Here is a 26395-nt window from a genome sequence, read left to right as displayed (position 1 = left end):
AAGATGGATTTAACTGATAAAGTCGTTGTAGTTACCGGCGGCTCGGCTGGTTTAGGCGAACAGATTTGTTATGAAGCTGCTAAACGTGGAGCAATCGTCGTTACCTGCGCTCGCCGGATTCAATTAATCGGACAAGTAAAGGAACGCTGCAAAGAGTTAAGCGGAAAAGAAGCCTATGCTTTCCAACTTGATATTTCAGATCCAGACAGTGTGGACAGTGTTTTAGAAAAAATCGAAGAAGAAGTTGGCAATGTAGATGTCTTAGTCAACAACGCCGGCTTTGGATTGTTCAAAGATTATTTTGAAATTGATTTTGAAACAACACGTAAAATGTTTGAAGTAAACGTCTTAGGAATGATTTATTTTACTCAAAGAATTGCCATGAGTATGGTCGAACGTAATCAAGGCCATATTTTCAATGTAGCATCAATGGCTGGAAAAATGGCTACTGCGAAATCTACCATTTATTCTGCTACTAAATTTGCGGTACTAGGATTTTCGAACGCACTTCGTTTAGAATTAAAACCAGCAAATGTATATGTAACTACAATTAATCCAGGTCCGATAGAAACCAATTTTTTCGATTTGGCTGATCCAAGCGGCAATTATTTAGCTAATCTAGGCAGTGTCGTTTTAGATCCGCAAAAGCTGGCAAAAGCGATCGTTAAACGGATGGGTGAACCAACCAGAGAAATCAACCGGCCACGAGTAATGGAGGCAGCAGCTCGATTGTACACGTTATTCCCTCATGTTGGAGATTTCTTAGCTGGCAGTATATTTAATAAGAAATAAGGGTGATCAGTTTGAAGACACAATGGAAGGTTATTTTAGGATTCTTGCTCGTCCTGATCATCGTAATATTTGCGGTGCTGAATAATCAAGAAGTACCTGTGAATTTTGGCTTTAGTAAACTATACGGTCCATTGATTTTAGTTATTATCGGATCTGCAATTATAGGGGCGTTGGTCGTTTTTCTCACCTCAAGTACAACGATGTTCCAGCAAAAACGGCAGGTGAAGCAACTTCAAAGTCAAATTGAAGAATTCGAAACGAATAATCAAGAGAAGCTGGCAGAAGACAAAGCACGCTATCAGCGGGAAAAAGAAAATGAAATTGCCGCATTGAAGGCGGAATATGAACGTCTGCTGAGTGAAAAAGACAATCGGATTCAACAGTTGACAGGTGAAGAAGCACCAAAGAATGATACGAACAATCCGCCACTAGATTACTATGATTAAATGAAAGAGAATGATTCTCTAAAAAATGAGGATCATTCTCTTTCATTTCTTTTTTTGTCTGGAAAATTTTGCTATACTGATACGGTTGGGAAGTGATCTTTTGAAAAAATCAAACTTTAAGTGGCAACTTAAAGAAAATACTTCTGTCTCACGTGAATTCTCAGAGGAAATCATGGGGATGGGACATAGCCAGACCTTCGCGAATCTTTTATGGCAGCGAGGCATTCAAACGAAAGAGCAATTTGAACGCATGATTTATGCCAGTGTCGATAATTTGCATGATCCTTTTCTGATGCATGACATGGATAAGGCGGTTGAACGGATTCAAGCGGCTATCATGGAAGGCGAAGCGATTCTAGTTTACGGTGATTATGATGCAGATGGTATCACCAGTACTTCAATCATGAAAGAAACTCTTGAGATGCTGGGGGCAGACGTGCATTATGTGCTGCCAAACCGTTTTATTCATGGGTATGGTCCGAACAAAGAGCTGTTTGAAGAAAAAATCAATGAAGGTATTCAATTAATCGTAACGGTCGATAACGGAGTTGCGGGGAATGAAGCAATTGCCTATGCAAATTCACAACAGGTAGATGTCATTGTGACGGATCACCATGAAATGCCGCCGGTGCTACCAGAAGCCTATTGTATTGTTCATCCGAGACATCCAGATGGAGAATACCCTTTTGGCGAACTGGCTGGAGCGGGCGTTGCCTTTAAACTGGCAACTGCCTTATTAGAAGAGCCACCTTTGGAGCTGTTGGATTTAGCTTGTATTGGGACTGTTGCAGATTTAGTATCAATGACAGGCGAAAACCGGACAATCGTTCAGCTAGGGCTGGAAATTATGAAGCAAAATCAGCGGATGGGTTTAAACCACCTGTTGAAGGTCAGTGGAGTGGATGTTCAAAAACTGGATGAAGTAAGTATTGGCTTTGGAATCGGGCCACGCTTAAATGCAATAGGACGCTTAGGTGATCCCAATCCAGCAGTAGAATTAATGACTACCTTTGATGATGCTTATGCCCGTGAATTAGCACAAAAACTAGATGAAATTAACAATGAGCGTAAAGCAATTGTACAAACGATTACTCAGGAAGCAGCCGATATGCTTTTAGAGGATGCACCTGTACATGTTTTAGCCAAAGAAGGCTGGAATCCCGGAGTATTAGGGATTGTAGCAGGGAATGTCTTAAAACAAACTGGCAAACCAGCAATTGTTTTATCCATTAATGAAGATGGATCTGCCAAGGGATCGGGCCGCAGCAATGAGTCCCTGGACTTATATGGCATGTTAACCACAATGCGAGAGAATTTCACACATTTTGGCGGTCATGAGGCGGCAATTGGTGTGACTTTGCCTAGTGAGAATTTACCCAAATTGCAGCAGCAAATCGCTGTTTATATCGCAGAGAACCAAATCGATGTGCAAGAGGGAGCTAGCCTGACAATTGATGAGGAGCTCTCCTTTAATGAAGTGAATCTAGCTTTTGTTGAAGAGCTAAAGCAGCTGGCGCCATTTGGAACTGATAATCCAGCCCCGCATTTCCTATTGGAGGAAGTAAAGGTTGGGCAATTGAAAACAATTGGAGCCGAACAGCAGCATGTAAAATTCATGTTGTCGAATGGTGATAAGCAGTTGGATGTGATCGGCTTCGGTTTTGGTTCTAAATCAGAAGAATTACAGCAAGAAAATACTCGTTTTGTTGGTGATTTAGAGATTAATGAATGGAATGGCCAAAAAAAGATTCAACTGAAGCTGCTTGATTTTGCAACTGAGGGCCTTCAAGTAATTGATCGCCGAGCAAAGCACAGCTGGAATCAACCTTTAGAATCAGCGAATACACTATATTTGGCTTTTCAAGAAAAGAGTCGGGAAATTCTATCCAATACGCTGCAGCATCAGGTTCAGGTCTATCAGGAAGCGCATCTTTCTGATTATGCCAACTATCGACAGCTTGTCATTGTAGACTGTCCAACTGATCAGGAAATAATTAAATCTTTAGTGAACTATGGCGATTTTGAACGAGTATATTTGTTCTTGTATAGCGCTGACGAAGCTTATCTTAACGGTATGCCTAATCGTGAGCAGTTTAAACAATTGTATCAGTTTTGCATCAAGCAAAAGCGAGTAGACATTCGCTACAAACTGAAAAACATTTCGAATTATTTAAGAATTTCAGAAAAATTATTAGTCTTTATGATTCGCGTGTTTTCTGAATTGAAATTTGTTACAATAGATGACGGTGTTTTAGAAATCGTTCCAAATCCTCAAAATCAAGTCATTGAGGAAAGCAGCAGCTATAAGGAACGCTTGAAACAAATTGAAAGTGAAGAGTTTTTATTAATGAGCGACATTCAAACCATAAGAAATTGGCTGAAAAGCTAGGAGGAAATGCAGAATGGATTTAAAAGATTATATTGCCAGTATTCCAGATTACCCGCAAAAAGGAATTGTTTTTCGTGACATCTCACCGTTAATGGCAGACGGAGATGCTTACCGTGAAGCAACCAGACAAATTGTTGAATATGCCAACAAAAAACAAATCGACATGGTGGTAGGACCTGAAGCACGAGGATTTATCGTGGGTTGTCCAGTAGCTTTCGAATTGGGAGTAGGCTTTGCGCCAGTTCGTAAGCCTAACAAATTGCCAAGAGCAACCATTGATGTTGAGTACGAAAAAGAATACGGGACAGATGTATTATCGATCCATAAAGATGCAATTCAGCCTGGTCAGCGCGTGTTGGTAACGGATGACCTATTAGCAACCGGCGGAACAGTTAAAGCAACCATTGAACTAGTTGAAAAACTTGGAGGTATTGTAGTAGGCTGTGCATTCTTGATTGAATTAGAGGAATTACACGGCAGAGATAAGATTCAAAACTATGATATCTTAACTTTGATGGATTACTAAGAGAAAAGCAAAAGGCTCGAAAATCGAATGATTTCCGAGCCTTTTTTTATGCGGATTTGTGATAGTGGTGATCGTAATAATCGTAAGAGTCTATATAATAAACCTCTTCAGGTTCGACAGCTTCGTAGTAGTCATCTTCCCAATAAGTTTCTTCCTGTTCGTATTGTTGGGCGTATTTCTTTTCATCCCACAGCATGAACCAAACGATGAACAATCCAGAGAAGACGACAATCGTAGCCAAGGAACCAAGTTTGCCGATCAATAATCCAACTAACAAAAAACCAATGATTAAGCCAAATCTTCTTACTGCTTTCATAAATAATTCACCCCTAATAAAATATGCGAACAAATGTTTGTATATGTATTATACGAATGTTTGTTCGATTTGTAAAGAAAAAAATTAACCGGATATTATCCGATTAATAAATGTGGTTTCGATACAAACCGACAACCTTGCCAAGAATGGAAACATTATCTAAAATAATTGGCTCCATCTGGTCATTTTCAGGCTGCAAACGAATATGGTCTACTTCACGATAGAATCTCTTACAGGTTGCTTCATTCTCATCAGTCATGGCGATAACAATTTCACCGTTAGTTGCCGTAGCCTGTTTTCTTACAATGACATGGTCTCCATCATAGATTCCTGCGTTTATCATACTTTCACCACGAATTGTCAGCATGAACAAGCTGCCTTCCTCACTGGACAGGTCTGGCGGTACCGGGAAAAAGTCAGAAGCTTCCTCGACTGCTAAGATCGGCTCACCAGCGGTAACAACTCCCAACATGGGAATTACTTGCGGTTGTGCACCAATTTTTTCTAAGCCAGTAATTGTTAATTCGATCGCACGAGGCTTAGTCGGATCTCGAAGAATTAAGCCTTTTTTCTCTAGACGAGCTAAATGTCCATGAACCGTGGAAGTAGATGAAAGATTCACCGCTTCACCGATTTCACGAACAGTTGGGGGATACCCTTTATTTTCAACGCGTTCATGAATAAAACGCAGAACTTCTAATTGTTTAGTCTCAGTTCGTTTTGCCATTGCGCTCACCTTCTTTTCTTTTTTTTTAGTTTAGCATATTTATTTTGATAAATCAAACAAGCGTTCGCTTTTCTGTCGCTTTTTTTTCTAGGGTATTTTAAGGTATAATAGGAAACGGAAGCGAGGTGCATAAAATGATTTCGGATGAAAAAATTGCTCGTATCAATGAATTGGCAAAAAAGAAAAAAGCTGAAGGTTTAACAGATGCTGAACAAAAAGAACAAAAACATTTACGAGAAGAATACTTGTCAACTTTCCGCAGCGGCATGCGCCACCATATTGAAGGAATGAAAATCGTTGATCCAGATGGAAAAGACGTTACCCCTGAAAAGTTAAAGAAAATCCAACAGCAAAAAGGGTTGCATAATCGAAAATAATTCGAATAATTGTCATTTCTGATTGAAAAGGATTACTAAATCGGTTACAATGAATGTGGAATAAAAGTATTTATCACCAAAAAGGAGGACGAATTATTTTGTTTGATAAAATTGATCAGTTAGGTGTTAACACGATCCGTACATTAAGTATTGAAGCAATTCAAAAAGCGAACTCTGGGCATCCAGGTTTGCCAATGGGGGCTGCTCCAATGGCGTATGCTCTTTGGACTAAGCATTTGAACGTGAATCCAGCTACGTCGTTGAATTGGCCTAACCGCGACCGCTTCATCTTATCTGCAGGTCATGGATCAGCAATGCTTTACAGCTTGCTGCACTTAGCAGGTTACCAAGTAACTATTGATGACTTGAAGAATTTCCGTCAATGGGAAAGTAAAACACCAGGACATCCAGAATTTGGACATACCGATGGGGTTGAAGCAACTACTGGACCATTAGGACAAGGAATCTCAATGGCTGTAGGTATGGCAATGGCTGAAGCTCATTTAGCTGCTACTTACAATCGTGACAACTTCAACGTGATGGATCATTACACTTACACAATCGTCGGTGATGGAGACTTGATGGAAGGTGTTTCTCAAGAAGCTAGCTCAATGGCTGGTCATATGAAGCTTGGCAAATTAGTCGTTTTATATGATTCAAATGACATCTCATTGGATGGACCAACTAACAAAGCCTTTACTGAAAACGTTGGTGCCCGTTATGAAGCTTATGGCTGGCAGCACATTCTTGTAAAAGACGGCAATGATTTAGAAGCAATCAGCAAAGCGATCGAAGAAGCAAAAGCAGAAACTGAAAAGCCAACCTTGATTGAAATCAAGACTGTAATTGGTTTTGGTGCACCAAAACAAGGTACTTCTGCTGTCCATGGCGCACCAATTGGTGATGATGGCATTACAGCGGCTAAAGCAATTTACGGCTGGGAATATCCTGATTTCACTGTGCCGGAAGAAGTTGCTGAACGTTTCAAAGCTGAGATGATGGACAAAGGTGCCAAAACAGAAGCACAATGGAATGAAATGTTTGAAGACTATGCAAAAGCTTATCCAGAATTAGCACAACAATTCAAAGACGCTTTTGCTGGCAAATTACCAGAAAACTGGGAAGAAAGCCTACCAGTTTATGAAGAAGGTTCAAGCCAAGCAAGCCGTGTATCAAGTAAAGAAGTTATTCAAGCAGTTGCAAAAGCTGTACCGACTGTTTGGGGCGGCTCAGCTGACTTGTCTGGCTCTAACAATACAACTATTGCCGACGAAGAAGAATTCCAGCCAGGCTCTTATCAAGGCCGCAATATTTGGTTTGGTGTTCGTGAGTTCGCAATGGCTGCTGCCATGAACGGTATTCAATTGCATGGTGGTACTCGCGTTTACGGTGGTACATTCTTTGTATTTACTGATTACCTTCGCCCAGCAATTCGGATGTCAGCTATCCAAAACTTGCCTGTGACTTACGTATTAACTCACGATTCAGTCGCTGTTGGAGAAGATGGACCTACTCACGAACCAATTGAACAATTAGCTAGCGTTCGCTGCATGCCAAATGTTCAAGTAATTCGTCCAGCAGACGGAAATGAAACTTCTGCAGCGTGGAAAGTAGCGTTAGAATCTACTGATAAACCAACCTTGCTTGTATTAAGCCGTCAAAATCTGCCAGTCTTACCAGGCAGCAAAGACATTGCGGCTGAAGGCGTAGCTAAGGGCGGATATGTTATTTCTAAAGCAGCTACTGATACACCAGATGGTATTTTGATTGCAACTGGTTCAGAAGTGAACTTAGCTGTTGAAGCACAAAAAGTCTTGAAAGAACAAGGAAAAGATGTTTCAGTGGTATCATTGCCAAGCTTCGATCTATTTGAAGCGCAAGATGAAGCATACAAAGAAACTGTCCTGCCAAAAGCTGTGACTAAGCGACTAGCAGTTGAGGCTGCTTCATCATTCGGTTGGGAACGTTACATTGGCGATGCTGGAAAAATGATCAGCATTGATCACTTTGGCGCATCAGCTCCTGGCGGATTTGTGTTAGAGCAATTTGGCTTCACAGTTGATAATGTAGTAGCTACTTACAACGAATTGTAAAAAATAATAAAATGACAAAGTGCAGAGATTTATTTCTGCACTTTGTTTTTGTGTTACGCATGTTACACCAGCTTAACAAATGAATGAAGAAGCTATGTTTAAATTGTTTAAGAAAATATTATAGCGTATACTTTTAATGTGAATGAATCTGAGGAACTGAAGCAATGGATATTTGGAGGTAAAAAATGAGCCAGTTTAAGACTCGTAGTGAACGTCATACATATGAGAAGCAACAACGTCAAAAGAAAATGAAAAAAATCATGCCTGTTTTGGGAACGGCTTTGGCTGTCACACCAGCAGTTATGGGGATGAATACTGTGAAGGCAGCAGCTGCTGAAACAGGACAAACACAAAATCAGGCAGCTTTCATTGAGCAGCTTGGTGCCTCAGCTATGCAAGTATCCGCATCAAACGATCTATATGCATCTATCATGGTAGCTCAAGCATTAGTTGAAACCGGATTTGGCTCTTCAACCTTGTCTGCCGCTCCATATTATAATCTTTTCGGTGTAAAGGAATACAATGGTGGACCAAGCGTATACATGAATACGCAAGAGTATTTGAACGGGCAATGGGTAACCATGTCGGAACCTTTCGCTGTTTACAGCAGCTATGAAGAATCATTTTTAGATCATGCGAATATTATGCGTAATTCTTATTACGCTGGAGCATGGAAGAGTCATACGTCAAGCTATCAAGATGCTGCGGTTTATCTAACCGGACGTTATGCAACTGATCCAAGCTACGCAGGAAAATTAATTTCCTTGATTCAAATGTATAATCTAACGCGCTTTGACACACCGGGGGCTGGAACCGCTGTTCAAACAGCAGCAGTAACTGAGCAACAGACAACTCAAGCGACAGCGCAGCCTGAAGCTCAAGCACAGGTGTCCACGCAAGCCAGCGGACAAACATATACTGTTCAAAACGGCGACTCTTTATGGGCAATTGCTCAGCATTTCGGAATCAGTGTCGATCAATTATTAGCCAATAATGGGTTAAGTATGGATTCCATGTTAATGCCAGGTCAACAATTAGCCGTATAAAATGATGATTGAATCCAAATATCCTAGCAGCTGTGAAGTTCAGCTGTTAGGATATTTTTTTGATTAGAAAAGAGAGAGTTTTCTAAAAATAGACAGGTTAATTTTTTAAATAGTGCTTGACAGGTTATTCAATCCATAGTACATTATAGATGAAATCGATATCACAAAAATATTTAGTGTCTTGGTAATCTAGATATGGAAAGAAAATTCGATAGAATAGAGCGAGAGTAGTCTTGCAATAAATTTTTAAAACAAACTGGTAACGATATCACAACGACGATGGAATAAATTAAGAAAAGAATCAATGCATGAAATCCGTTAATAACAACGGAGCTTGCTAATACTACTTATGGTATCGATATCATCAAGGTGGAGGAAAACAATGGAGACAGAAAAGAATTGGTGGCAGAAGGAAATTATTTATCAGATTTACCCTAAAAGCTTTAAGGATTCTAATCAGGATGGAATTGGTGATCTAAAAGGAATTATTGAAAAGCTGCCTTACTTAAAGAAGCTGGGTGTAACAACACTGTGGATTTGTCCTATTTTTTCTTCGCCGATGGTGGATAACGGATATGATATTGCAGATTTTGAAGGAATTAACCCTCAGTTTGGCACAATGGAGGATGTAGACCTGCTGCTAGCTGAAGCAAAGAAGCTTAATTTGAAAATCATGCTGGATTTGGTAATTAATCATACATCGGATGAACATGTTTGGTTTCAGAAAGCCTTGGCTGATAAAAACAGTCCGTATCGCGACTACTATATTTTTAAAGAGGGCAAAGAACCACCGAATAATTGGCGTTCAATCTTTGGCGGTTCGGTTTGGGAAAAGGTACCAAATGAAGATTGCTATTACCTGCATGTTTTTGACAAACGTCAGCCGGATTTAAATTGGGAAAACGCTGAAATGCGGCAGGAATTGTATGCTATGATTAATCGTTGGTTAGAAAAAGGAATTGCAGGTTTTCGAATTGATTCTATTACCTTCATCAAAAAGGATCAGGATTATGCTAGTTTGCCGGCTGATGGTGTGGACGGTCTGGTTTCCTGTAAAGAAAAAACGCGTAATCGCCCAGGAATTGACACATTCCTACACGAGTTGAGACGTGAAACCTTTGATAAGTATAATTGTGTAACTGTTGGAGAAGCGCCGGGAGTCAGCTACGAGGAGTTTCCTACCTATGTTGGAGACAACGGGTATTTTTCAATGATTTTTGATTTTCATTATGCGGACATTGATGTGGAGTCTGGCTCTGATTGGTTTAAGCGAACCAACTGGACAGCAGCAGAATTTAAAGCTTTATTGAAGCAGTCTCAGGATGCACTGCAGAAGGCTGGTTGGGGGGCTAACTTCATTGAAAATCATGATCAACCAAGAGCTCTATCAAAATTTGTTGCAGAAGACTTCCAGAATGCCCAGTCAGCTTTAGGGTTAGGAGCAATGTATTTCTTCCTTAGAGGAACGCCATTCATCTATCAGGGCCAGGAGCTGGGAATGGTCAATGCAGAAAGAACGGATATTTCGCAATTTGATGATATCTCAAGCATTGATAATTATGAACGGAGTATGAAGGAAGGTTTTTCGGCACAGGAAGCTCTGCGCTTTGTCAATCAGAGAAGTCGAGATAATTCTAGAACACCGATGCCTTGGGATGGCAGTCAATATGGCGGCTTTTCTCAGCAGAAACCATGGTTGGCAATGACTGAGGAGTATCCCAAAATAAATGCTGAGGATAACGCAGTGTTCAAAGGCTATCAAAAAATGATTTCTCTGCGTCAGCAATCAGAGATTTCTGATGTTTTGCAAAAGGGTGATATTGCTTTTATTGAAGATGTACCAGAATCTGTAATTGCATATCAACGTACAGCCGCTTCAGGAAGCTTAGTTTCGTATACGAATTTTAGTTCTGAAAAAGTTGCCTTCGTTCTAGAGGAGCCGATTAAAGAGGTCCACTTTGATTCACATAATCAAGATTTTTCTGGAATGAGTATTGAGTTATTGCCTTACCAAAGTATTTTGATCAGCAAATAAAAAGGAGTGTTCACAGATGGCAGTAGATTACAAAAAAATTGGGGATGAAATCGTTGAGATCGTGGGAAAGGACAATATTCTCTCAATGACTCATTGTGCAACACGTTTAAGGTTGGAAGTAAAAGACCGAGCAGCGATTGACGATAAAAAAACCGAAAATGTTGATCAGGTGAAAGGGGTATTCTTTAATGCTGGTCAATATCAGATCATTTTGGGAACTGGAACAGTCAATAAGGTATATGATGCGCTTATTCAGGACGATGATGAACTGAAAAACAAGGAAACAAGTTTAGAGTCGATCAAGCGAGAGGGGAATCCTATCAAACGTGGAATTCGTACCTTGGCTGATATTTTCATTCCAATTATTCCAGGTATTGTAGCAACCGGACTATTTTTAGGACTTAAAGGTGTAATCTTAAATGACAATGTCTTGGGGTTGTTTGGGACCTCAGCCGCTCAAATTCCTGAATACATGCTAACTTTAATGAATGTATTGACAGATACAGTCTTTGCCTTTTTACCCGCTTTAATTTGCTGGTCCGCTTTCAAAAAATTCGGCGGAACACCGATTATCGGCTTTGTAATTGGACTAATGCTGGTGTCGCCAATGCTGCCGAATGCTTATTCAGTAGCTGATATCAATAGTGGAGTTGAACCGCTAATTGCATTTGGTTTTATTCCGATTGTTGGCTATCAGGGAAGTGTTTTGACAGCCTTAGTTGTAGGGATTGTTGGAGCTAACTTAGAAAAACGTTTGCGGAGGATCATGCCGGACTCGCTAGATCTGATGTTTACACCCTTTGTCGTCATTTTAGGGATGCTTTTGATGGGATTATTGGTCTTAGGGCCATTGCTGCACTATGTAGAAGCAGGATTGGTTGTTGTGGTAAAAGCCTTGATTTATATTCCTATGGGGTTAGGCGGCTTAGTGATCGGTTTTATCTATCCGTTAGCGGTTATGACAGGGATGCATCATTTGTTTATTATGATTGAAACAAGTTTGTTGGCTCAAACAGGATTTAATCCGTTAATTACTTTATGTGCGATGTACGGTTTTGCTAATGCAGCGGTTTGTTTTGCTATCAGTATTAAGGCGAAAAACAAGAAGGTTAAAGTAATCGGTACTAGTGCCGGGATTACTCAGCTGTTAGGAGTCAGTGAACCAGCATTATTCGGGATTACGATTCGTTATGGAACCAAGCCGTTAATAGTTATGTTAGCTTGTTCTGCACTAGGTGGAGCGATTTTATCAGTCTTGGGTGTTCAAGCAAATTCTTATGGCTTAGCAGTTATTCTGTCGCCGTTAATGTATATTTACGAGCCATCTCAGATTATTACTTATGTCATTGTAGGAATACTAATTTTTGCTTTAGCATTTGTCATCACGTATTTATTTGCTGTACCAGAAGAGGTGATGATACCTGAAGAAGCTTAGGTAAGTGATGAATAATGAAATAGATAAGCTAAGAACATTGACGAATAAGGTATTTCATTTGGTAGAGATTTTTACTATCTAAGTATTGATTAAACTGAAAGCTGGGAAATGGACCTTGCCAGTCTGAGACGCATCTTTAATTCGTAAAATGAAGAATAAGGAATGTTGATCTTCTAATCAATTGGAGATCAATTTTTCTTTGTAACTTGTTAGCACTTTTATAAGAACTCGTGACATATTTCTAGCATATATTCGCATTTTCGTTTACTATACTTACATAAGGTAAGGGAGGACGTAACGATGACAAAAGTTTATGATTCCATTTTAGCAACAATTGGTCAGACACCCATTGTAAAATTAAAGCGCTTAGCTTCTGATGACATGGCACAGGTATATGTAAAAGTAGAGTCTTTTAATCCTGGAGGCAGTGTAAAGGATCGGATTGCGTTAAGTATGATTGAACGCGCTGAAAAAGAAGGAAAACTAACTGAAGGAGCAACAATCATCGAACCCACCTCTGGTAATACAGGAATCGGCTTGTCGATGGTTGGAGCAGCAAAGGGCTACAAAGTTATTTTGGTAATGCCGGAAACAATGAGTATCGAAAGAAGAAAGCTAATGCAGGCCTATGGCGCAGAACTAATTTTAACACCAGGTCCGGACGGCATGAAAGGTGCAATTGCAAAAGCTGATGAATTAGCAAAAGAGAATGGCTGGTTTGTTCCTTCACAATTCGAAAATCCAGCAAATCCTGACATTCATGAAAAAACCACAGCCAAGGAAATCTTAGATACCTTTGGCAGCAATGGCTTAGATGCCTTCGTAGCAGGTGTTGGAACAGGGGGAACCATTACAGGTGTAGGTAGAGAGCTAAAACGCATGTATCAGCAAATTAAGGTCGTTGCAGTTGAACCTAAGGAATCACCTGTACTAGAAGGTGGACAACCAGGACCTCACAAAATTCAAGGAATTGGTGCCGGGTTTATTCCAGATAATTTGGATACTTCAGTCTATGATGATGTATCAGCAGTCAGCGGAGCTGATGCAATGGAAACAGCTCGTGAAATTGCTAAGAAAGAAGGAATTTTGGTTGGGATTTCTTCAGGTGCTGCCTTAAAAGCAGGATTAGATTTGGCAAAAACGATGTCACCAGACAAAAAGGTATTAGTTTTACTGCCTGATAATGGAGAACGTTACCTGTCAACTGAATTGTTTAATTTTGATGACTAGTTTTTGAGTATTTGTGAAGATTTAATATTCTCTCTAGCTTTTATAATTGAATAGTAGTATTATTTAAGAAAGATTACAAGGGGGAGTGAGATATTATGGCTGAACAAACTGTAAAACATGCAATTGAAGAGCTGAAAGAATCAAACGTGCGAATCACACCACAGCGTTATGCGATCTTAGAGTTTTTAATTGAGCATCGCAGTCACCCTACGGCAGACGAAATCTTCCGAGCATTGGAAAGTCGTTTCCCAAATATGAGTGTGGCAACAATCTATAATAATTTGAGAAAATTTGTTGAAATCGGTATCGTGCAAGAAATGAGTTATGGAGACGCGGCAAGTCGTTTTGATTTTGGTGTTCAAAAGCACTATCATGCGATTTGTACAGATTGCGGCAAGATCGAAGACTTTTTCTATCCAGGTTTAGAAGACGTTGAAATGGCTTCTAGTGAACTAACTGGTTACGAAATCGGAGAACACCGATTAGAAGTATATGGATTATGTCCAAATTGCCAAACGAAAGGATAAATCGTCTCGACGATTTATCTTTTTTTTGTTAGTAAAGCTGATTTTAATGTAGAGCAAGAAGGCTGGATAACTGGAATTTTTTTGATTTTAGTAAGGATACTTTTTTGTTAAATATAATTAGTTAAATTCAATAAATATTAAAGACATCGTTTGTAGTTGAACGATGTCTTTTTGCGTTGAACAAAAATTCTGCTTAGTTTTAGAAAATTTCCTATAGTAGGTGAGAAATCCTTTGAGTTTTTAAAATAACTATACATACTGACTTATTCTGAAATTGATTTTTTCTTCTGCATGTATTCAGAACTTTTTTAATCAGTGGATAAAAAATCAATATTTTTAAATATCGTTATATTATTCAATTTTTTTCTATCTGGTTAAAGAAATGAATTTAGTTATCAAAATGCCTCGGATTGATACTTAATTTGCAATATTCAGCCTTTTTATGCAAAAAAAGTGGATAATTAAAATACATTTGTGATAATATAGAAGTATGGAATAATTCCTTTTTTCAGTGGTTTTAAAAGTGTAATTCGTTTTTTTTATAGTAAATTAATTATCGATTGTTTCATATGTTCGAAAATTGTATCGTATATAGAACTGCAATTTATCTTTTTCAAAATAACTAAAAAGCGAGGTGGTAAGCAGAGAGGAGATCAGTTGTGTTGCCCGTGACCTGTAGTTTTAAAGACAATCGGAGCGTTTAATAGAAGGTTTGTTGGTTTATCTTTTTTGATGATTTTGAACTGGTGATGTTGATATACAGTAAAGGAGAATAGAAAATGAAAAATGCCAAATTATCATATTGGGGGATGCTCGTTTTACTGATTTTATCTTGTTTTTCAACACTAACTATTTTTTTAGGTGATACAGCTGCTGCACAGTCGGATATTACTCATAAGGTCACTATCTCAGGATTTGAAATGCAATCCGGTGATGGTCAACCAGTTACGGAGGATAATCCTATTAAGCTGGGAGATATTATTCGAATAAAATATATATGGGGGGTCTCAAGGGAGAATATGGCAGGGATTAAAGCAGGGGACAGCTTTAGTGTCGCGCTGCCTGATCCCGAATATTTTGGCGGTTATAGTGATGCTGGACCTTACGCCTTGGAGAATCCTTCCGGAGGACCTTCTTTGGGAACTTATGAGCTTAAGGGCACCAATTTTATAGTAACCATCAATGAGGAAGGGGCTAAACAAACTGAGCTAGTCAATGGTTGGTTAAGTGCTCACGTGAAAGCATTAAAAGAAGGTAACGGAATTGATGGTGGTGGAAACGGCTCTGAAGCTGTTCCAAAGCTGGAGATTATTGATCCTGGCGGCGGCGGTGGGACTACTGAGGATGATGAAGAGTTTAAAGAGTACGATTTACCCTTTTATAAGACTGGGAATCAGATCAATAACACAAATAGCATCAACTGGGCTTTTCGTGTCAATTACGCTGGAATAAAGAATATGATCGATACTTATTCAGCAGGTGGACCTGGCGCCAAAATGAGTGCTCGTGAAAATGTTTTGTTAATAGATAGATTAGCACCGGGAACGAAATTTCAACCAGATTCTCTTTTTGTAACAGCTCCTATTTTCATTGTTAACAGTAATGGAAAGATGGGAACACGCGTTGTAAAAGGGACGAACAATCTGCAGATACAAGATAGCTTCCTGCGGATCGAACCTTTATCTGGAGAAGAGTTTGAAAGCTTTAAGGAGCGCGTCAGAAATGCTCCCTCACAAACAGGGAACAAAGCTTACGGGGTTTACTTGGACAAGGAAGGCAGAGAGACTGTACTAATTGCCTTTAACAGTCTTCCTAGTAATTATTCTTACAACGATATACATGAGGGAGAAATAGCTAGAGCTATTCAACAGGATGATTCTCTTTCTAAAGATCAGCGGAATAAAATGCTGGATATTTATTGTGATCCATTAAATAGCCCCAGTGATACTGGTGTGGTTGCCTACGATATATCCTTTAATGTAGATGTTCAGTTGCAGGAGGGGTATGGTGAAGGGAAATATCTAAATCAGGCGGAGTTGATTTGGAACGACAATGAATCCGAAACCTGGGAAACGGAGACCGACTTCTTCGATATAGGCGGACTAGTCCAGGGTGAAATGATTCAAGCAGATAAGCTGGTAGAGGGAAACGGGCAAATCGTACCACCAAGAACCTTCGAATTTGAAATTGTTGATGAGCTTGCTCCACAGCTACCAGTAGCTTATGGAATAACCAGCCAGCCAATAGTTGAAAAAGGGAAAACAGAAGAAGTAAAATTTTATCGCACGAAAGATACGGATGGAAAGTATCAGAATGAAATCATTGGCAATGATGCTGTAAATGGCTGGAAATCCGTGTTCATCAGTGGTCACAGTTATTATCTTCAGGAAGTATCCGGTTCAGGCTACAGCGTATCTTTTACCGGGGGCTTGGGAGAAGAAAAAAATCGCTTTGATTACAATGAAAAAATAAACAAGGTGACACATTTTATGATCACTAATACACCTTCAATCGGGCTTGACGCTTGGAAGAAGGTAACCGGAACCGCTGAACTGACTGAATCGCAGGACTTTACCTTTGAATTGCGGGACCAACAAAATCAAGCTGTGGCATATGGACGAACAGTAATCGACCAAAAGGAAAAAGAATTTCCAATTGAGTTTTATTCCTCACCTGATTTCGAGGCTGCTGCCAAAGTGAAAAATTGGCAAGCATTGCTAAAGAATGGCGAAAAATATACGCTGATAGAAATGAAGACAAATGATTATCAACCTGAGTACTTTCATTCGAACGAAGAAGGTGATTTAGTAAAGGGAGATACGATAACTGTCGACTTTGAATCAGAGAGGTCAATCAACTTTTTAGTTGAAAATCAGAAAGAGCAAGCTAAGTCGGTTGAAGTTGGTCTAAAAGTACAAAAGCATTTAGAGGGCCGCCAACTGACTGCAAAGGAATTTGAGTTTGAGTTATACGATGAAGCAGGGAATCTTCTGGAGACGCAAACAAATGATGAAATAGGAGAAATCAACTTTTTGAACCGAGAGTTTCAGGAGGTTGGGAGTTACCGCTATACGATTGTTGAAAAATCAGGATCAGAGCCAGGGATGACATATGATTCTAAGAAAGTAACTGCTGTTATTGATATAGGTGAAAAAGATGGACAGCTGGTAAGCTCAGTTTCCTATGAAGATGATGATCAAAAGGAGAATACGCCAGAACAGTTTACCAATCGTTATCAAGAGGATTCAGCACCATCGGGAGGCTTCTTACTCGAAAAAATAGATATTGATTCAAAGGAGCCTCTAGCAAATGCAGTTTTCCATTTGTATGACTCAAATAATCAGCGGGTTAAAGAAGACGAAGTTATTCAGACTGGACCAGATGGAACGGTAGAAGTAACGAACCTGCCGTACGGTGAATACCTCATCTATGAAATTGAGGCTCCAGAAGGCTATCAAATTGAAAAGGAGCCAGAAAAGGTCATAATTAATGAGGAAAATGCTGCACAGAACAATATGGTTATTAATCGTGATCCTAAAATTAGGCAGGGAATTACTTTGACTAAGATAGATAGTGTTACTAATGAGAAGCTTAAAGGGGCAGAATTTATTCTGCGGGATTGCAATGGGAAAGTGGTAGATGTTGATAGTGATTTGGTGACCGATGAGAATGGCATCATTCATATCCAGTATTTACCAGCAGGAACCTATTCATTGACTGAAATAAAGGCACCGGATAACTATCTTTTGGATAAAACTCCTCAAATATTCACGGTCACTGAAGAAAACAACCTTATTGATCTGACGAAAAAGAACAAGAAGATTCCTAAACAGATTCAAACCGATCAAAAGAACACTGCTGCTAAAGCAACATCTCAAGGTGTTTCAACTGCCGTACCTGCATCGAATGCAAAAAATAAGTCGTATCCAGCATCAGGATCTAAATCAGATTGGATTTGCAGCATCATAGGTTTTTGTTTAGTTGGTGGAATCTGGTTATGGACTAGAAAAAAATTAAAGAACCATTTAACTCCATAAATGAAGAGATAGGGCTTGTGATGCTTTTGATCACGGGCCCTTAAAAGTGCAATTTTACCCTTTTTTAACGACTATCACGTGTTAAAAAGTGGATTTAAGAATAAAACGAGTAATTGCTACAATAGAGAAAGCTTTTTCTTCATTGTTTAGATAGCTTTCAAAGGCTTCCAATACTTTAGAGAACATAAGTCTAGTTAAGATGATAACTGCTCGATTCGATTTTCCAATCTAAAAGCTTTTTGTGAATAGGTGAGGCAAAGATTTCGTTAAGAACTGTTTTTGAAGTAAAGCTTCTAAATCCCTTGATTTGATGCGTTTTTCAACCGATTGTCAAATAAAACGGTTGAATATTTTCGATAAATCGACAAAAAAAGCAAATTTGTGAGCAAAATAGATAGGGATTTTCGACGACTCTGCTATACTTATTGTGCAAATAATTGCAAACTAATACTGGTTACAAAGAAAGAGGGATAATAGATGAAAGTCGTAGTTGTCGGATGTACCCATGCTGGTACTGCAGCAGTAAAAAATATTTTAGCAGTTCATCCAGAAGCAGAGGTTACCGTTTTTGAACGTAACGATAATATTTCGTTCCTATCATGTGGAATCGCTTTGTATGTAGGTGGCGTTGTGAAGGATCCTGCGGGACTGTTTTACTCAAACCCTGAAGAATTAGCTTCTCTAGGTGCAAAGGTGAACATGGAGCATGATGTAACGAATGTCGATACAGAAGGCAAAAAAGTTACAGCAAAAGATTTGAAAACCGGCGAAGAAAAAGTCGTCGATTATGATAAATTAGTAATGACTACGGGTTCTTGGCCAATTATTCCGCCAATTCCAGGCATTGATTCAAAAAATGTTCTACTATGCAAAAACTACAACCAAGCCAACAAGATTATTGAAGAAGCAAAAAGTGCACAAAAGGTTGTCGTAGTTGGTGGCGGCTATATCGGAATCGAATTAGTTGAAGCTTTCGCGGAATCTGGCAAAGATGTTACTTTAATTGATGGCTTACCACGTATTTTAAACAAATACTTGGATCAACCATTCACAGATCTGTTGGAAAAAGAATTAGAAGATCACGGTGTTAAATTGGCTTTAGGTGAAAACGTTAGTGAATTTGTGGCAGACGAAAATGGTGCTGTGAAACAAGTAGTAACACCAAGTGCCCAATTCGATGCTGATATGGTTATCCTGTGTGTTGGATTCAGACCAAACACTGATTTATTGAAGGGTAAAGTGGATATGCTGCCAAGTGGAGCAATTAAAGTGAATGACTACATGCAATCAAGCAATCCAGACATTTTTGCAGCGGGTGATTCAACAGTTGTACACTATAACCCTACTCATCAAGACAGTTATATTCCTTTGGCAACCAATGCAGTTCGTCAAGGTATGCTGGTTGGACAAAACTTAACTGAACAAAAAATGAAATATCGTGGTACTCAAGGAACTTCTGGTTTGTACTTGTTCGGCTGGAACATCGGCTCAACTGGTTTAACTAGTGAAGGTGCTAAAATGCAAGGTATTGATGTAAATGTTACTTTAATTGAGGACAACTATCGTCCGGAATTCATGCCAACCACTGAAAAGATTCTAATGGAATTAGTTTCAGAAAAAGGCACAAACCGCATTGTTGGTGCTCAATTTATTTCTAAGTATGATATTACTCAATCGGCTAACACTATGTCAGTTGTTATTCAAAATGAAATGACTGTCGAAGATCTAGCTTTACAAGACTTCTTCTTCCAGCCTCATTTTGACCGTCCTTGGAATTACTTGAATATCTTGGCTCAAGCAGCTTTGGAAAAAATTAACCAATAAGCCTGCTGAATACGTGAAGCCTAGACCTAGGGGATTCTCTAGGTCTTTTTGTTGTTGTCAGACGAGAAAGAGGAGCGGTGATCTTCTATAAAGCTGTCTTGGATATCTGGATTATTTAGTGTACACTAGGAAAGAACGGAGGCAATAAAATGATTTCACTGGAAGAATATTTAGCAAGTGGACAGACGACAGTGTCCAATCTTTTTTTGACTAATTATGCTCGTTTAGGGCTTTCTACATTTGAATGTATGCTTTGGCTGCAGCTTTCAGCAGCTAGCCAAAAGGGAGATGATTTTCCTGATTTGGTGAAGGTGGCAGATTCGATGGGAATCGGCACGGAAAAGGCTTATGATCTGCTAGGGGATTTGATTAACAAGGGCTTTGTCGCATTAGAGACTGTTCCGGATGAAAATGGTCGTCAAAAGGACCGCTACAACTTGCTGCCTGCCTACGATCGTTTAGCTATTTTAAAAGAGCAGGAACGTTTCCAAGAGGAGCAGCTAACAGAAGAACAGGAAGTTAAGAAGATGTATCAATCCTTTGAACAAGAATTTGGCCGGCCACTCTCGGCCATCGAATATCAACGGATTGGCCAGTGGCTAGAAGAAGATCATTATGCACCTGATTTAATCGCTCTGGCTTTACGAGAGGCCGTTTTGAATCAAGCCTATAATCTAACTTATATTGATCGGGTACTTTTAAGCTGGGAGCGCAAGAATATCCGGACAAAGCAGCAGGTAGAAGAAGAGCAAAAGCGCCGCAAGCAAATCCTGCTGCAAAAAGAAGAAGTGAAGGGTGCTGAAGAATTGCCGAAGGTTTCATTGTACAATTGGTTGAAGGAGAATGATTCAGATGCTAAGTAAGGAAAAAACAATGGAGGCAATCTCCCGAATGTATGACATGTTTCCCGAAGCCCATGGGGAATTAGTTTCAGATAACCCGTTTCAATTGTTGATTGCAGTGATATTGAGTGCACAAGCGACCGATGTGTCTGTCAATAAAGCAACTCCCGCACTTTTTGCAGCTTACCCCACACCGGAGGCTTTAAGCCAAGCACCGATTGAAGCAATCATTGAGAAGATTAAAACAATTGGTTTATATCGCAATAAGGCTAAAAATATTAAGGCTTGTGCAGAAATGCTGTTAGTAGAATATGGCGGCGAAGTACCGAAAACGCGTGAGGAGCTGATTAAGCTGCCGGGGGTTGGCCGCAAAACCGCCAATGTTGTTCTAGGAGATGCTTTTGGAATCCCAGCAATCGCAGTAGATACCCATGTAGAACGCGTCAGCAAACGCCTAAGAATCTGCAAACTGAAGGCTAGTGTTACAGAAGTAGAAGATACACTAATGCGCAAGGTACCTAAAGAGCTTTGGGTTAAAACACACCATACTATGATCTTCTTTGGTCGTTATCATTGTCTTGCCCGAGCCCCTAAATGTACGATTTGCCCGTTGTTGGACATGTGTCAAGAAGGTAAGGAACGGCTAAAGCTTGCAAAATAGAAAAAACGCTCAAAAAGCAAAGACCTCAGAAACTTTTTAACGAGTTTCTGAGGTCTTTGCTAATTTATTGAGTAGCTGGAGGCGTTTGGTTTCCGCCTTGATTATTGTTTCCGCCGGTGCCGCCGCCACCATCACCGCCCGTACCCGGATCTGGTTGTTGTGGCGTGCTGCTTTCTGGCGTTTGACTCGGTTCAGTTGCCGGATTAGACGATGGTGTCGTTTCAGACGGAGTCACTGGCTCTTGTGAAGAAGAAGGTGCTGTTTCTTCTGTTGAAGAGCTTGATGGTGTCGTCGTACTTGGTACCGTATAACCCGGTGAATTATTGTAATAAGAAGAACTTGGAACTTGATAAGTAGCAGCATTTGAGCCTTTTACATAAAGCTCATTGCCAACTCTTACAAGATCATTAGGGAAATCCCAGTCAACATTTGGGACACTAGCTGACACATACTGCATTAATTCGCGATAAACATCCGAAGCAATCATATCAGACTGCGCAGTAATCGGCTGCTGTCGGTCATTGTAGCCAGTCCAAACGGAGATAGCGTAGTTAGTGGTATATCCAGTAAACATCACATCTGGTGAAATCGTGCCGTAATGTGGAATCTTAGCTAATTCATCCGTTGTATAATTAGATGTACCTGTTTTGCCCGCTTGAATTAATGAGGGAATTCTTGCATTTGTTCCCGTACCTTGTGTGATAACATCCTTCAATATATCAGTTATCATATAAGCGGTATAAGGTTCCATTGCTTTTTCGCCATCACTCTTAAATTCTTCTTCCGTACCATCCTGATAAACAATTTTATTGACATATTGTGGTTCAAAATACGTACCGCCATTGCCAAATGCAGCATAAGCTGCTGCCATTTTTTCAGTAGAAATTCCGTATTTGGTACCGTCCTGCGTTTCCGTGTTGCTGGAGATCGCATTAGACATCATAACATCTTTGTATTCAATGCCCAGTTTCTTCATGAATTCAGCTGATCGCTCTGTACCAACTTCATCAAGCAGCTTAACGGCTGGTACATTTCTTGACTCGTACAAAGCCTTACGAAGAGTAATCGTGCCATAATAACTGTTGTCCCAGTTCATAACAGGTGTTTTCGTACCAGGATAGTTATAAGGCGCATCATCAATATAGGTGCCGGTTGATTTTTGCAAATACTCAAAGGCTGGACCATAATCGGTAATCGGTTTGACTGTCGAACCGAAGTCGCGGCTAGTATTTACTGCCAAATTATTTCCTAATGTAACATCATCGGCGATCTTACGCCCGCCAATTTGCGCAGTAACTTGCCCAGTTTTAACATCTACAAGTGTTGCGGCTACTTGGAATTGATCATCAGGATACTGAATGTAATTATCAGTATTCACAATATCATATAGCTCTTTTTGTGTATCTAAATCTAAGTTAGTATAAATCTGCATGCCATCTGTATAAACATCGCGTCCAGTTTTACGTTGAACTTCATTAATTACTTCTTTTACATAATTGTCAGTAACCTTTAATTCTTCATTGTTAGGCTCTAACGTTTGCAAGCCAGCTTGAACATCTGAATTAACCGCTTCGTCGTACTCTTTTTGAGTTATTTTGTTGTTGTCCAGCATTGTGTAAAGTACAGTGTCCCGCCGTTTTTTAGCTGCTTCGGGATGCTGATAAGGGTCGTAGCTGTTTGGTGCTTGCGGCATTCCAGCCAGCAGAGCGATTTCAGCAATTGATAACTCATTCAGCGGTTTGCCATAGTAGGTTTTTGCAGCAGTTTCCATGCCATAAATCCCGTTAGACATGTAGACCTTATTAATATAGTAGGTCAAAATATCTTGTTTCGATTTATCTTTTTCTAATTTCAAAGCCAGCCAAGCTTCCTGCGCTTTACGACGCAAGGTTTGATCGGAGGACTTAGTTGAGAAGAAAGACAGCTTGATCAGCTGCTGAGTTAAGGTACTTCCTCCTTGAACACTGTCGCTGCTAACATTGTGCAGTGCTGAACCGATAATACGAATAGGGTCAATCCCGTTGTGATCGAAAAAGCGGCGATCTTCCACTGAAACAATTGCGTCATCGAGCTCCTGCGGAATTTCATCAGCTGAGGCAGTTTCTCTTTTTTCTGCACCTAGATCCAAGAACATGGTTCCGTCATTCGCGTAGAAATTAGAGGATGCCGAAGCTTCTAATTTTTTTTCATCTAAACTTGGGGCATCTCTGACATAAAAGAAAAAGAGTCCAACTCCTGCTATCATCATCAAGCACAACAGCCCTACGATTACAGTTAAAATCTTTATAGCCAGGCTTACTTTTTTTCCATTACGTTTAGTTCCCTTTTGCTTTGTAGCCTTTTTCGGTCGTTTCTCTGAACGAGAGGTCTTTGCCATAGTGAGTTACTCCTTTTTACAAATAAATTCATCAACAGCATCTAAATAAGGAATCCGTGGTGCTATTTTAGGAGAAATTTCGATTCCTTCTGTTTCGACTTGAGATAAAGTCATTGATTTCTTTCCGGATGCTTGCTGCTCCCAGAGAGTGATTAATACTTCACTGGGCAGAAAGAAACAGCGTTGGATGCTGGAAAACCATAATAAAATAAAACAAATACCGCCTTGCTTTAAACACTTCCGCATATGATCAATCTGGTGTTCATGGAAGTTCTTAAAAGGGAAGGACGTTTTGTTTTTGGTCTCTTTGGCTTCAAAGTCCAAATAATAGCCCTTATATACACCATTATAATCAGTTGTGGAAGGTTGTCTAAAATAAGCTTCCTTGATGACTGCTGCACTTCTTCGCGGATAGTCCACTTTAACGATTTGAAGCGGTGTTGGTTTTTTATGGATAACTGCGATATCATGGGTAAGGTAATAATCATTACTATGATTGATGGCTTCCTCAAAACGCATCCCACGATTGGCGAAATTTGTTCGTTTCGCTAGTTTCGAGTTGTCTTTTGGCGCACTATTCGATGAAAATAATTGACCGTTAGGGTAACGGAAGGCCATGCTTATCACGCTCCTGTCTGACATTATAACAAAAAATTCACTTTTTATCTGAAAGAGAGAAAAAAATATGGCAGAAATTATCAAAAGATTATACATTAGCGGCTATCAAAGCTTTGAAATGGGGGTTTTTAATCAAAAAGACCCACGAGTTACTATAATCAAAAAAGTTCTAAAACGCGAGCTTAAGAATTATTTAGAAAATGGTTTGGAATGGGTTATGACAGGTGGCAACCTGGGTTGTGAGATTTGGGCAGGGCAGGTAGCCTGGGAACTTAAAGAAGAATATCCTGAATTGAAGCTGGCAATCATTTTTCCTTTTGAAGAATTCGGTGGTAAATGGAACGAAGCTAACCAGCTTTTGCTGACAGAGCTGCAAGGAAAGGCGGATTTTGTAGATTCAGTCAGTCACCATCCTTATCAGAATCCGGTTCAATTTCGCAATTATACCCAATTCATGCTGCAGCATACCGATGCAGCCTTACTAGTTTACGATCCAGAATTTCCTGGAAAAACAAAATTTTTACTTTCATCCATTGAGAAGTTTCAGGAACAAAATGACTATTTACTGCAAACAATTTCAATGGACGATCTAGAAAATTCGTATGATTTGGATGATAGTGTTTGATTTCCGCAGCCTTATCCGCTATGATAGTTAAGTAAAGCTATAATTAGTCAAAGACGTTAATGAGGTGGAAAAATGGCGAACGTAATTTATACTCCTAATGATATCCTGGAACAAGAATTTAAAACGAAGATGCGTGGATACGATCCAATCGAAGTAGATGAATTCCTGGACAATATCATTAAAGACTACGAAGCATACAATAAGGATTTATTGGCATTAAGAGAAGAAAACGATCGTTTGAAAGCAAAAGTGGATCAATTATCTAAAGCTCAGCCGTCAGCAACTCGCGTAAAAGAAGCGGCTCCTAAGAGCTCAGCAGTGACAAACTTTGATATCTTGAAACGTTTGTCAAATCTTGAACGTGAAGTATTCGGCAAGAAGCTTGATCAACAAGCTTCAGCGACTCAAACTGCGGTAGATGACATTAAAAACAACTACACACAAGCAGAAGACGACAACGAAAAGACACGTCAGTTTTAATTGACTTTTGCAATTTTCGGGTAATCGCGGCTGCTTTGGCAGCTGAGGAAAGTCCATGCTCGCACAAGACTGAGATTGTCTGTAGTGTTCGTGCTTAGCGAAACCATAAGCTAAGGTACTCTTTACGGAGTAACGGCAGAAAAAAGGGCTAAGGAGCAATCTATGCCTGAGTATTCTTGAAAGTGCCACAGTGACGAAGCATTTTAGGAAACTAGAATGGTGGAACGCGGTAAACCCCTCGAGCGAGCAACCCAAACAACGGTAGGGGCACTTCTTCTAAGGAAATGAACGATGAAGGAGCCGACTTAGTCGGAGATAGATGGTTACCACGCAAGTCAACTTCCCTGAGCTGATTTGCGTACAGAACATGGCTTACAGAAAATTGCAGGATTTCAGGGTACCTTCCAACTATGTTGAGAAGGTTTTTTTGCCAGTCCAACTTTTCGCAGGATCAAATTGCGGGATAGCTATCTAAATGTTGATCCTTATCTATCGGATAAAGTTTAGTTGGATGGTATGCGAACGACGATCAGCTTCATTTTTCGGTTTTTGAAAAATGAATTCCTTACTTAGAGATAGCTGCCAGTCCAACTTTTCGCAGGATCAAATTGCGGGATAGCTATCTAAATGTTGATCCTTATCTATCGGATAAAATTTAGTTGGATGGTATGCGTAGCGATGATCAGTTTCATTTTTCGGTTTTTGAAAAATGAATTCCTTACTTAGAGATAGCTGCCAGTCCAACTTTTCGCAGGATCAAATTGCGGGATAGCTATCTAAATGTTGATCCTTATCTATCGGATAAAGTTTAGTTGGATGGTATGCGAACGACAATCAACTTCATTTTTCAGTTTTTGGAAAAAGATTCCTTATTTGGGATCCGCTGCCGTAAAATAGGATAGGATGTTGTTAACAAAAGAAGTATGGAGATGTTAGGCTTCACAAACTAGCTTTGTCGGCAATTGGCTGACCAGTTTGCGAAGCCTTTCTTA

General features: G+C 39.7%; 21 protein-coding genes and 1 other RNA gene. 18 read left to right on the top strand and 4 right to left on the bottom strand.

Annotated elements, in window-relative coordinates:
* Nucleotides 1-3 precede the first annotated feature (3 nt).
* From I588_RS13155 to I588_RS13140, 4 genes are all read left to right on the top strand, one after another.
* Entirely contained in the window at nt 4-792 is a 789-nt protein-coding gene (locus I588_RS13155; protein WP_010759241.1) for an SDR family NAD(P)-dependent oxidoreductase, read from the top strand.
* Between the two features lie 11 nt (nt 793-803).
* Nucleotides 804-1238: a LapA family protein gene (locus I588_RS13150; RefSeq protein ID WP_010759240.1), complete on the top strand. Its 435-nt coding sequence runs from the start codon at nt 804-806 to the stop codon at nt 1236-1238.
* Between the two features lie 100 nt (nt 1239-1338).
* On the top strand, nt 1339-3627 hold the full coding sequence (recJ, locus tag I588_RS13145) for a single-stranded-DNA-specific exonuclease RecJ (protein ID WP_034694341.1): 2289 nt from the start codon (nt 1339-1341) through the stop codon (nt 3625-3627).
* Nucleotides 3628-3640: 13 nt separating this feature from the next.
* Nucleotides 3641-4153 (top strand): adenine phosphoribosyltransferase, encoded by a 513-nt coding sequence (locus tag I588_RS13140; protein WP_010759238.1) that lies wholly within the window; start codon nt 3641-3643, stop codon nt 4151-4153.
* 46 nt (nt 4154-4199) lie between these two features.
* Here I588_RS13140 and I588_RS13135 read toward each other — a convergent pair whose 3' ends face one another.
* On the bottom strand, nt 4200-4469 hold the full coding sequence (locus tag I588_RS13135; RefSeq protein WP_010759237.1) for a hypothetical protein: 270 nt from the start codon (nt 4467-4469) through the stop codon (nt 4200-4202).
* A gap of 103 nt (nt 4470-4572) precedes the next feature.
* Nucleotides 4573-5196, bottom strand: coding sequence for a transcriptional repressor LexA (gene lexA, locus I588_RS13130; RefSeq protein ID WP_010759236.1), 624 nt, complete (start codon nt 5194-5196; stop codon nt 4573-4575).
* Between the two features lie 134 nt (nt 5197-5330).
* Between lexA and I588_RS13125 the strand changes: the two genes are divergently transcribed.
* From I588_RS13125 to nth, 11 genes are all read left to right on the top strand, one after another.
* On the top strand, nt 5331-5573 hold the full coding sequence (locus I588_RS13125) for a DUF896 family protein (RefSeq protein ID WP_010759235.1): 243 nt from the start codon (nt 5331-5333) through the stop codon (nt 5571-5573).
* A 98-nt stretch (nt 5574-5671) separates the two neighbouring features.
* Nucleotides 5672-7666, top strand: a complete 1995-nt coding sequence (tkt, locus tag I588_RS13120) for a transketolase (RefSeq protein WP_010759234.1) — start codon at nt 5672-5674, stop codon at nt 7664-7666.
* 185 nt (nt 7667-7851) lie between these two features.
* The gene (locus I588_RS13115; protein ID WP_010759233.1) at nt 7852-8712 is read left to right on the top strand and encodes a glucosaminidase domain-containing protein; all 861 of its coding nucleotides are present in this window, start codon (nt 7852-7854) and stop codon (nt 8710-8712) included.
* A gap of 382 nt (nt 8713-9094) precedes the next feature.
* Entirely contained in the window at nt 9095-10747 is a 1653-nt protein-coding gene (locus I588_RS13110) for an alpha-glucosidase (RefSeq protein ID WP_010759232.1), read from the top strand.
* Nucleotides 10748-10763: 16 nt separating this feature from the next.
* Nucleotides 10764-12182 (top strand): PTS transporter subunit EIIC, encoded by a 1419-nt coding sequence (locus I588_RS13105; protein ID WP_010759231.1) that lies wholly within the window; start codon nt 10764-10766, stop codon nt 12180-12182.
* 300 nt (nt 12183-12482) lie between these two features.
* A complete protein-coding gene (gene cysK, locus I588_RS13100) occupies nt 12483-13412 on the top strand; it encodes a cysteine synthase A (RefSeq protein ID WP_010759230.1) in 930 nt (309 codons plus the stop codon).
* 95 nt (nt 13413-13507) lie between these two features.
* The gene (locus I588_RS13095; protein ID WP_010759229.1) at nt 13508-13939 is read left to right on the top strand and encodes a Fur family transcriptional regulator; all 432 of its coding nucleotides are present in this window, start codon (nt 13508-13510) and stop codon (nt 13937-13939) included.
* A gap of 779 nt (nt 13940-14718) precedes the next feature.
* On the top strand, nt 14719-17976 hold the full coding sequence (locus tag I588_RS13090) for an MSCRAMM family protein (protein WP_010759228.1): 3258 nt from the start codon (nt 14719-14721) through the stop codon (nt 17974-17976).
* A 477-nt stretch (nt 17977-18453) separates the two neighbouring features.
* Nucleotides 18454-19800, top strand: a complete 1347-nt coding sequence (locus tag I588_RS13085) for an FAD-dependent oxidoreductase (RefSeq protein ID WP_010759227.1) — start codon at nt 18454-18456, stop codon at nt 19798-19800.
* A gap of 149 nt (nt 19801-19949) precedes the next feature.
* Entirely contained in the window at nt 19950-20663 is a 714-nt protein-coding gene (locus tag I588_RS13080; protein ID WP_010759226.1) for a DnaD domain-containing protein, read from the top strand.
* The gene (gene nth / locus I588_RS13075) at nt 20653-21303 is read left to right on the top strand and encodes an endonuclease III (protein ID WP_010759225.1); all 651 of its coding nucleotides are present in this window, start codon (nt 20653-20655) and stop codon (nt 21301-21303) included. Before I588_RS13080 ends, nth begins: the two co-directional genes overlap by 11 nt.
* Before the next feature lie 64 nt (nt 21304-21367).
* Here nth and I588_RS13070 read toward each other — a convergent pair whose 3' ends face one another.
* On the bottom strand, nt 21368-23680 hold the full coding sequence (locus tag I588_RS13070; protein WP_010759224.1) for a PBP1A family penicillin-binding protein: 2313 nt from the start codon (nt 23678-23680) through the stop codon (nt 21368-21370).
* Between the two features lie 6 nt (nt 23681-23686).
* Complete coding sequence (gene recU / locus I588_RS13065; protein WP_010759223.1) at nt 23687-24298, bottom strand: Holliday junction resolvase RecU; 612 nt, start codon at nt 24296-24298, stop codon at nt 23687-23689.
* A gap of 67 nt (nt 24299-24365) precedes the next feature.
* Between recU and I588_RS13060 the strand changes: the two genes are divergently transcribed.
* The 3 genes from I588_RS13060 (at nt 24366) to rnpB (ending at nt 25783) form a co-directional block, all read left to right on the top strand.
* Complete coding sequence (locus I588_RS13060; RefSeq protein WP_010759222.1) at nt 24366-24923, top strand: SLOG family protein; 558 nt, start codon at nt 24366-24368, stop codon at nt 24921-24923.
* 72 nt (nt 24924-24995) lie between these two features.
* Nucleotides 24996-25403 (top strand): cell division regulator GpsB, encoded by a 408-nt coding sequence (gpsB, locus tag I588_RS13055; RefSeq protein ID WP_010759221.1) that lies wholly within the window; start codon nt 24996-24998, stop codon nt 25401-25403.
* 12 nt (nt 25404-25415) lie between these two features.
* Nucleotides 25416-25783: RNase P RNA component class B (gene rnpB, locus I588_RS26890), an RNA gene on the top strand.
* Nucleotides 25784-26395 lie beyond the last annotated feature (612 nt).

It is taken from the genome of Enterococcus pallens ATCC BAA-351, from assembly GCF_000407485.1.
Classification (GTDB): domain Bacteria; phylum Bacillota; class Bacilli; order Lactobacillales; family Enterococcaceae; genus Enterococcus_A; species Enterococcus_A pallens.
Note: the sequence above shows the minus strand (reverse complement) of the source record. Positions and strands in the feature narration are given on the sequence as shown.

Excerpts from the sequence above, each read along its gene's own strand:
- recU (WP_010759223.1), bottom strand. The coding sequence starts at position 24,298 with ATGGCCTTCCGTTACCCTAACGGTCAATTATTTTCATCGAATAGTGCG.
- I588_RS13140 (WP_010759238.1), top strand. The coding sequence starts at position 3,641 with ATGGATTTAAAAGATTATATTGCCAGTATTCCAGATTACCCGCAAAAA.
- I588_RS13070 (WP_010759224.1), bottom strand. The coding sequence starts at position 23,680 with ATGGCAAAGACCTCTCGTTCAGAGAAACGACCGAAAAAGGCTACAAAG.
- cysK (WP_010759230.1), top strand. The coding sequence starts at position 12,483 with ATGACAAAAGTTTATGATTCCATTTTAGCAACAATTGGTCAGACACCC.
- I588_RS13105 (WP_010759231.1), top strand. The coding sequence starts at position 10,764 with ATGGCAGTAGATTACAAAAAAATTGGGGATGAAATCGTTGAGATCGTG.
- I588_RS13080 (WP_010759226.1), top strand. The coding sequence starts at position 19,950 with ATGATTTCACTGGAAGAATATTTAGCAAGTGGACAGACGACAGTGTCC.
- I588_RS13090 (WP_010759228.1), top strand. The coding sequence starts at position 14,719 with ATGAAAAATGCCAAATTATCATATTGGGGGATGCTCGTTTTACTGATT.
- gpsB (WP_010759221.1), top strand. The coding sequence starts at position 24,996 with ATGGCGAACGTAATTTATACTCCTAATGATATCCTGGAACAAGAATTT.
- I588_RS13115 (WP_010759233.1), top strand. The coding sequence starts at position 7,852 with ATGAGCCAGTTTAAGACTCGTAGTGAACGTCATACATATGAGAAGCAA.
- I588_RS13125 (WP_010759235.1), top strand. The coding sequence starts at position 5,331 with ATGATTTCGGATGAAAAAATTGCTCGTATCAATGAATTGGCAAAAAAG.
- I588_RS13085 (WP_010759227.1), top strand. The coding sequence starts at position 18,454 with ATGAAAGTCGTAGTTGTCGGATGTACCCATGCTGGTACTGCAGCAGTA.
- I588_RS13060 (WP_010759222.1), top strand. The coding sequence starts at position 24,366 with ATGGCAGAAATTATCAAAAGATTATACATTAGCGGCTATCAAAGCTTT.
- I588_RS13110 (WP_010759232.1), top strand. The coding sequence starts at position 9,095 with ATGGAGACAGAAAAGAATTGGTGGCAGAAGGAAATTATTTATCAGATT.
- nth (WP_010759225.1), top strand. The coding sequence starts at position 20,653 with ATGCTAAGTAAGGAAAAAACAATGGAGGCAATCTCCCGAATGTATGAC.
- lexA (WP_010759236.1), bottom strand. The coding sequence starts at position 5,196 with ATGGCAAAACGAACTGAGACTAAACAATTAGAAGTTCTGCGTTTTATT.
- I588_RS13155 (WP_010759241.1), top strand. The coding sequence starts at position 4 with ATGGATTTAACTGATAAAGTCGTTGTAGTTACCGGCGGCTCGGCTGGT.
- I588_RS13135 (WP_010759237.1), bottom strand. The coding sequence starts at position 4,469 with ATGAAAGCAGTAAGAAGATTTGGCTTAATCATTGGTTTTTTGTTAGTT.
- I588_RS13095 (WP_010759229.1), top strand. The coding sequence starts at position 13,508 with ATGGCTGAACAAACTGTAAAACATGCAATTGAAGAGCTGAAAGAATCA.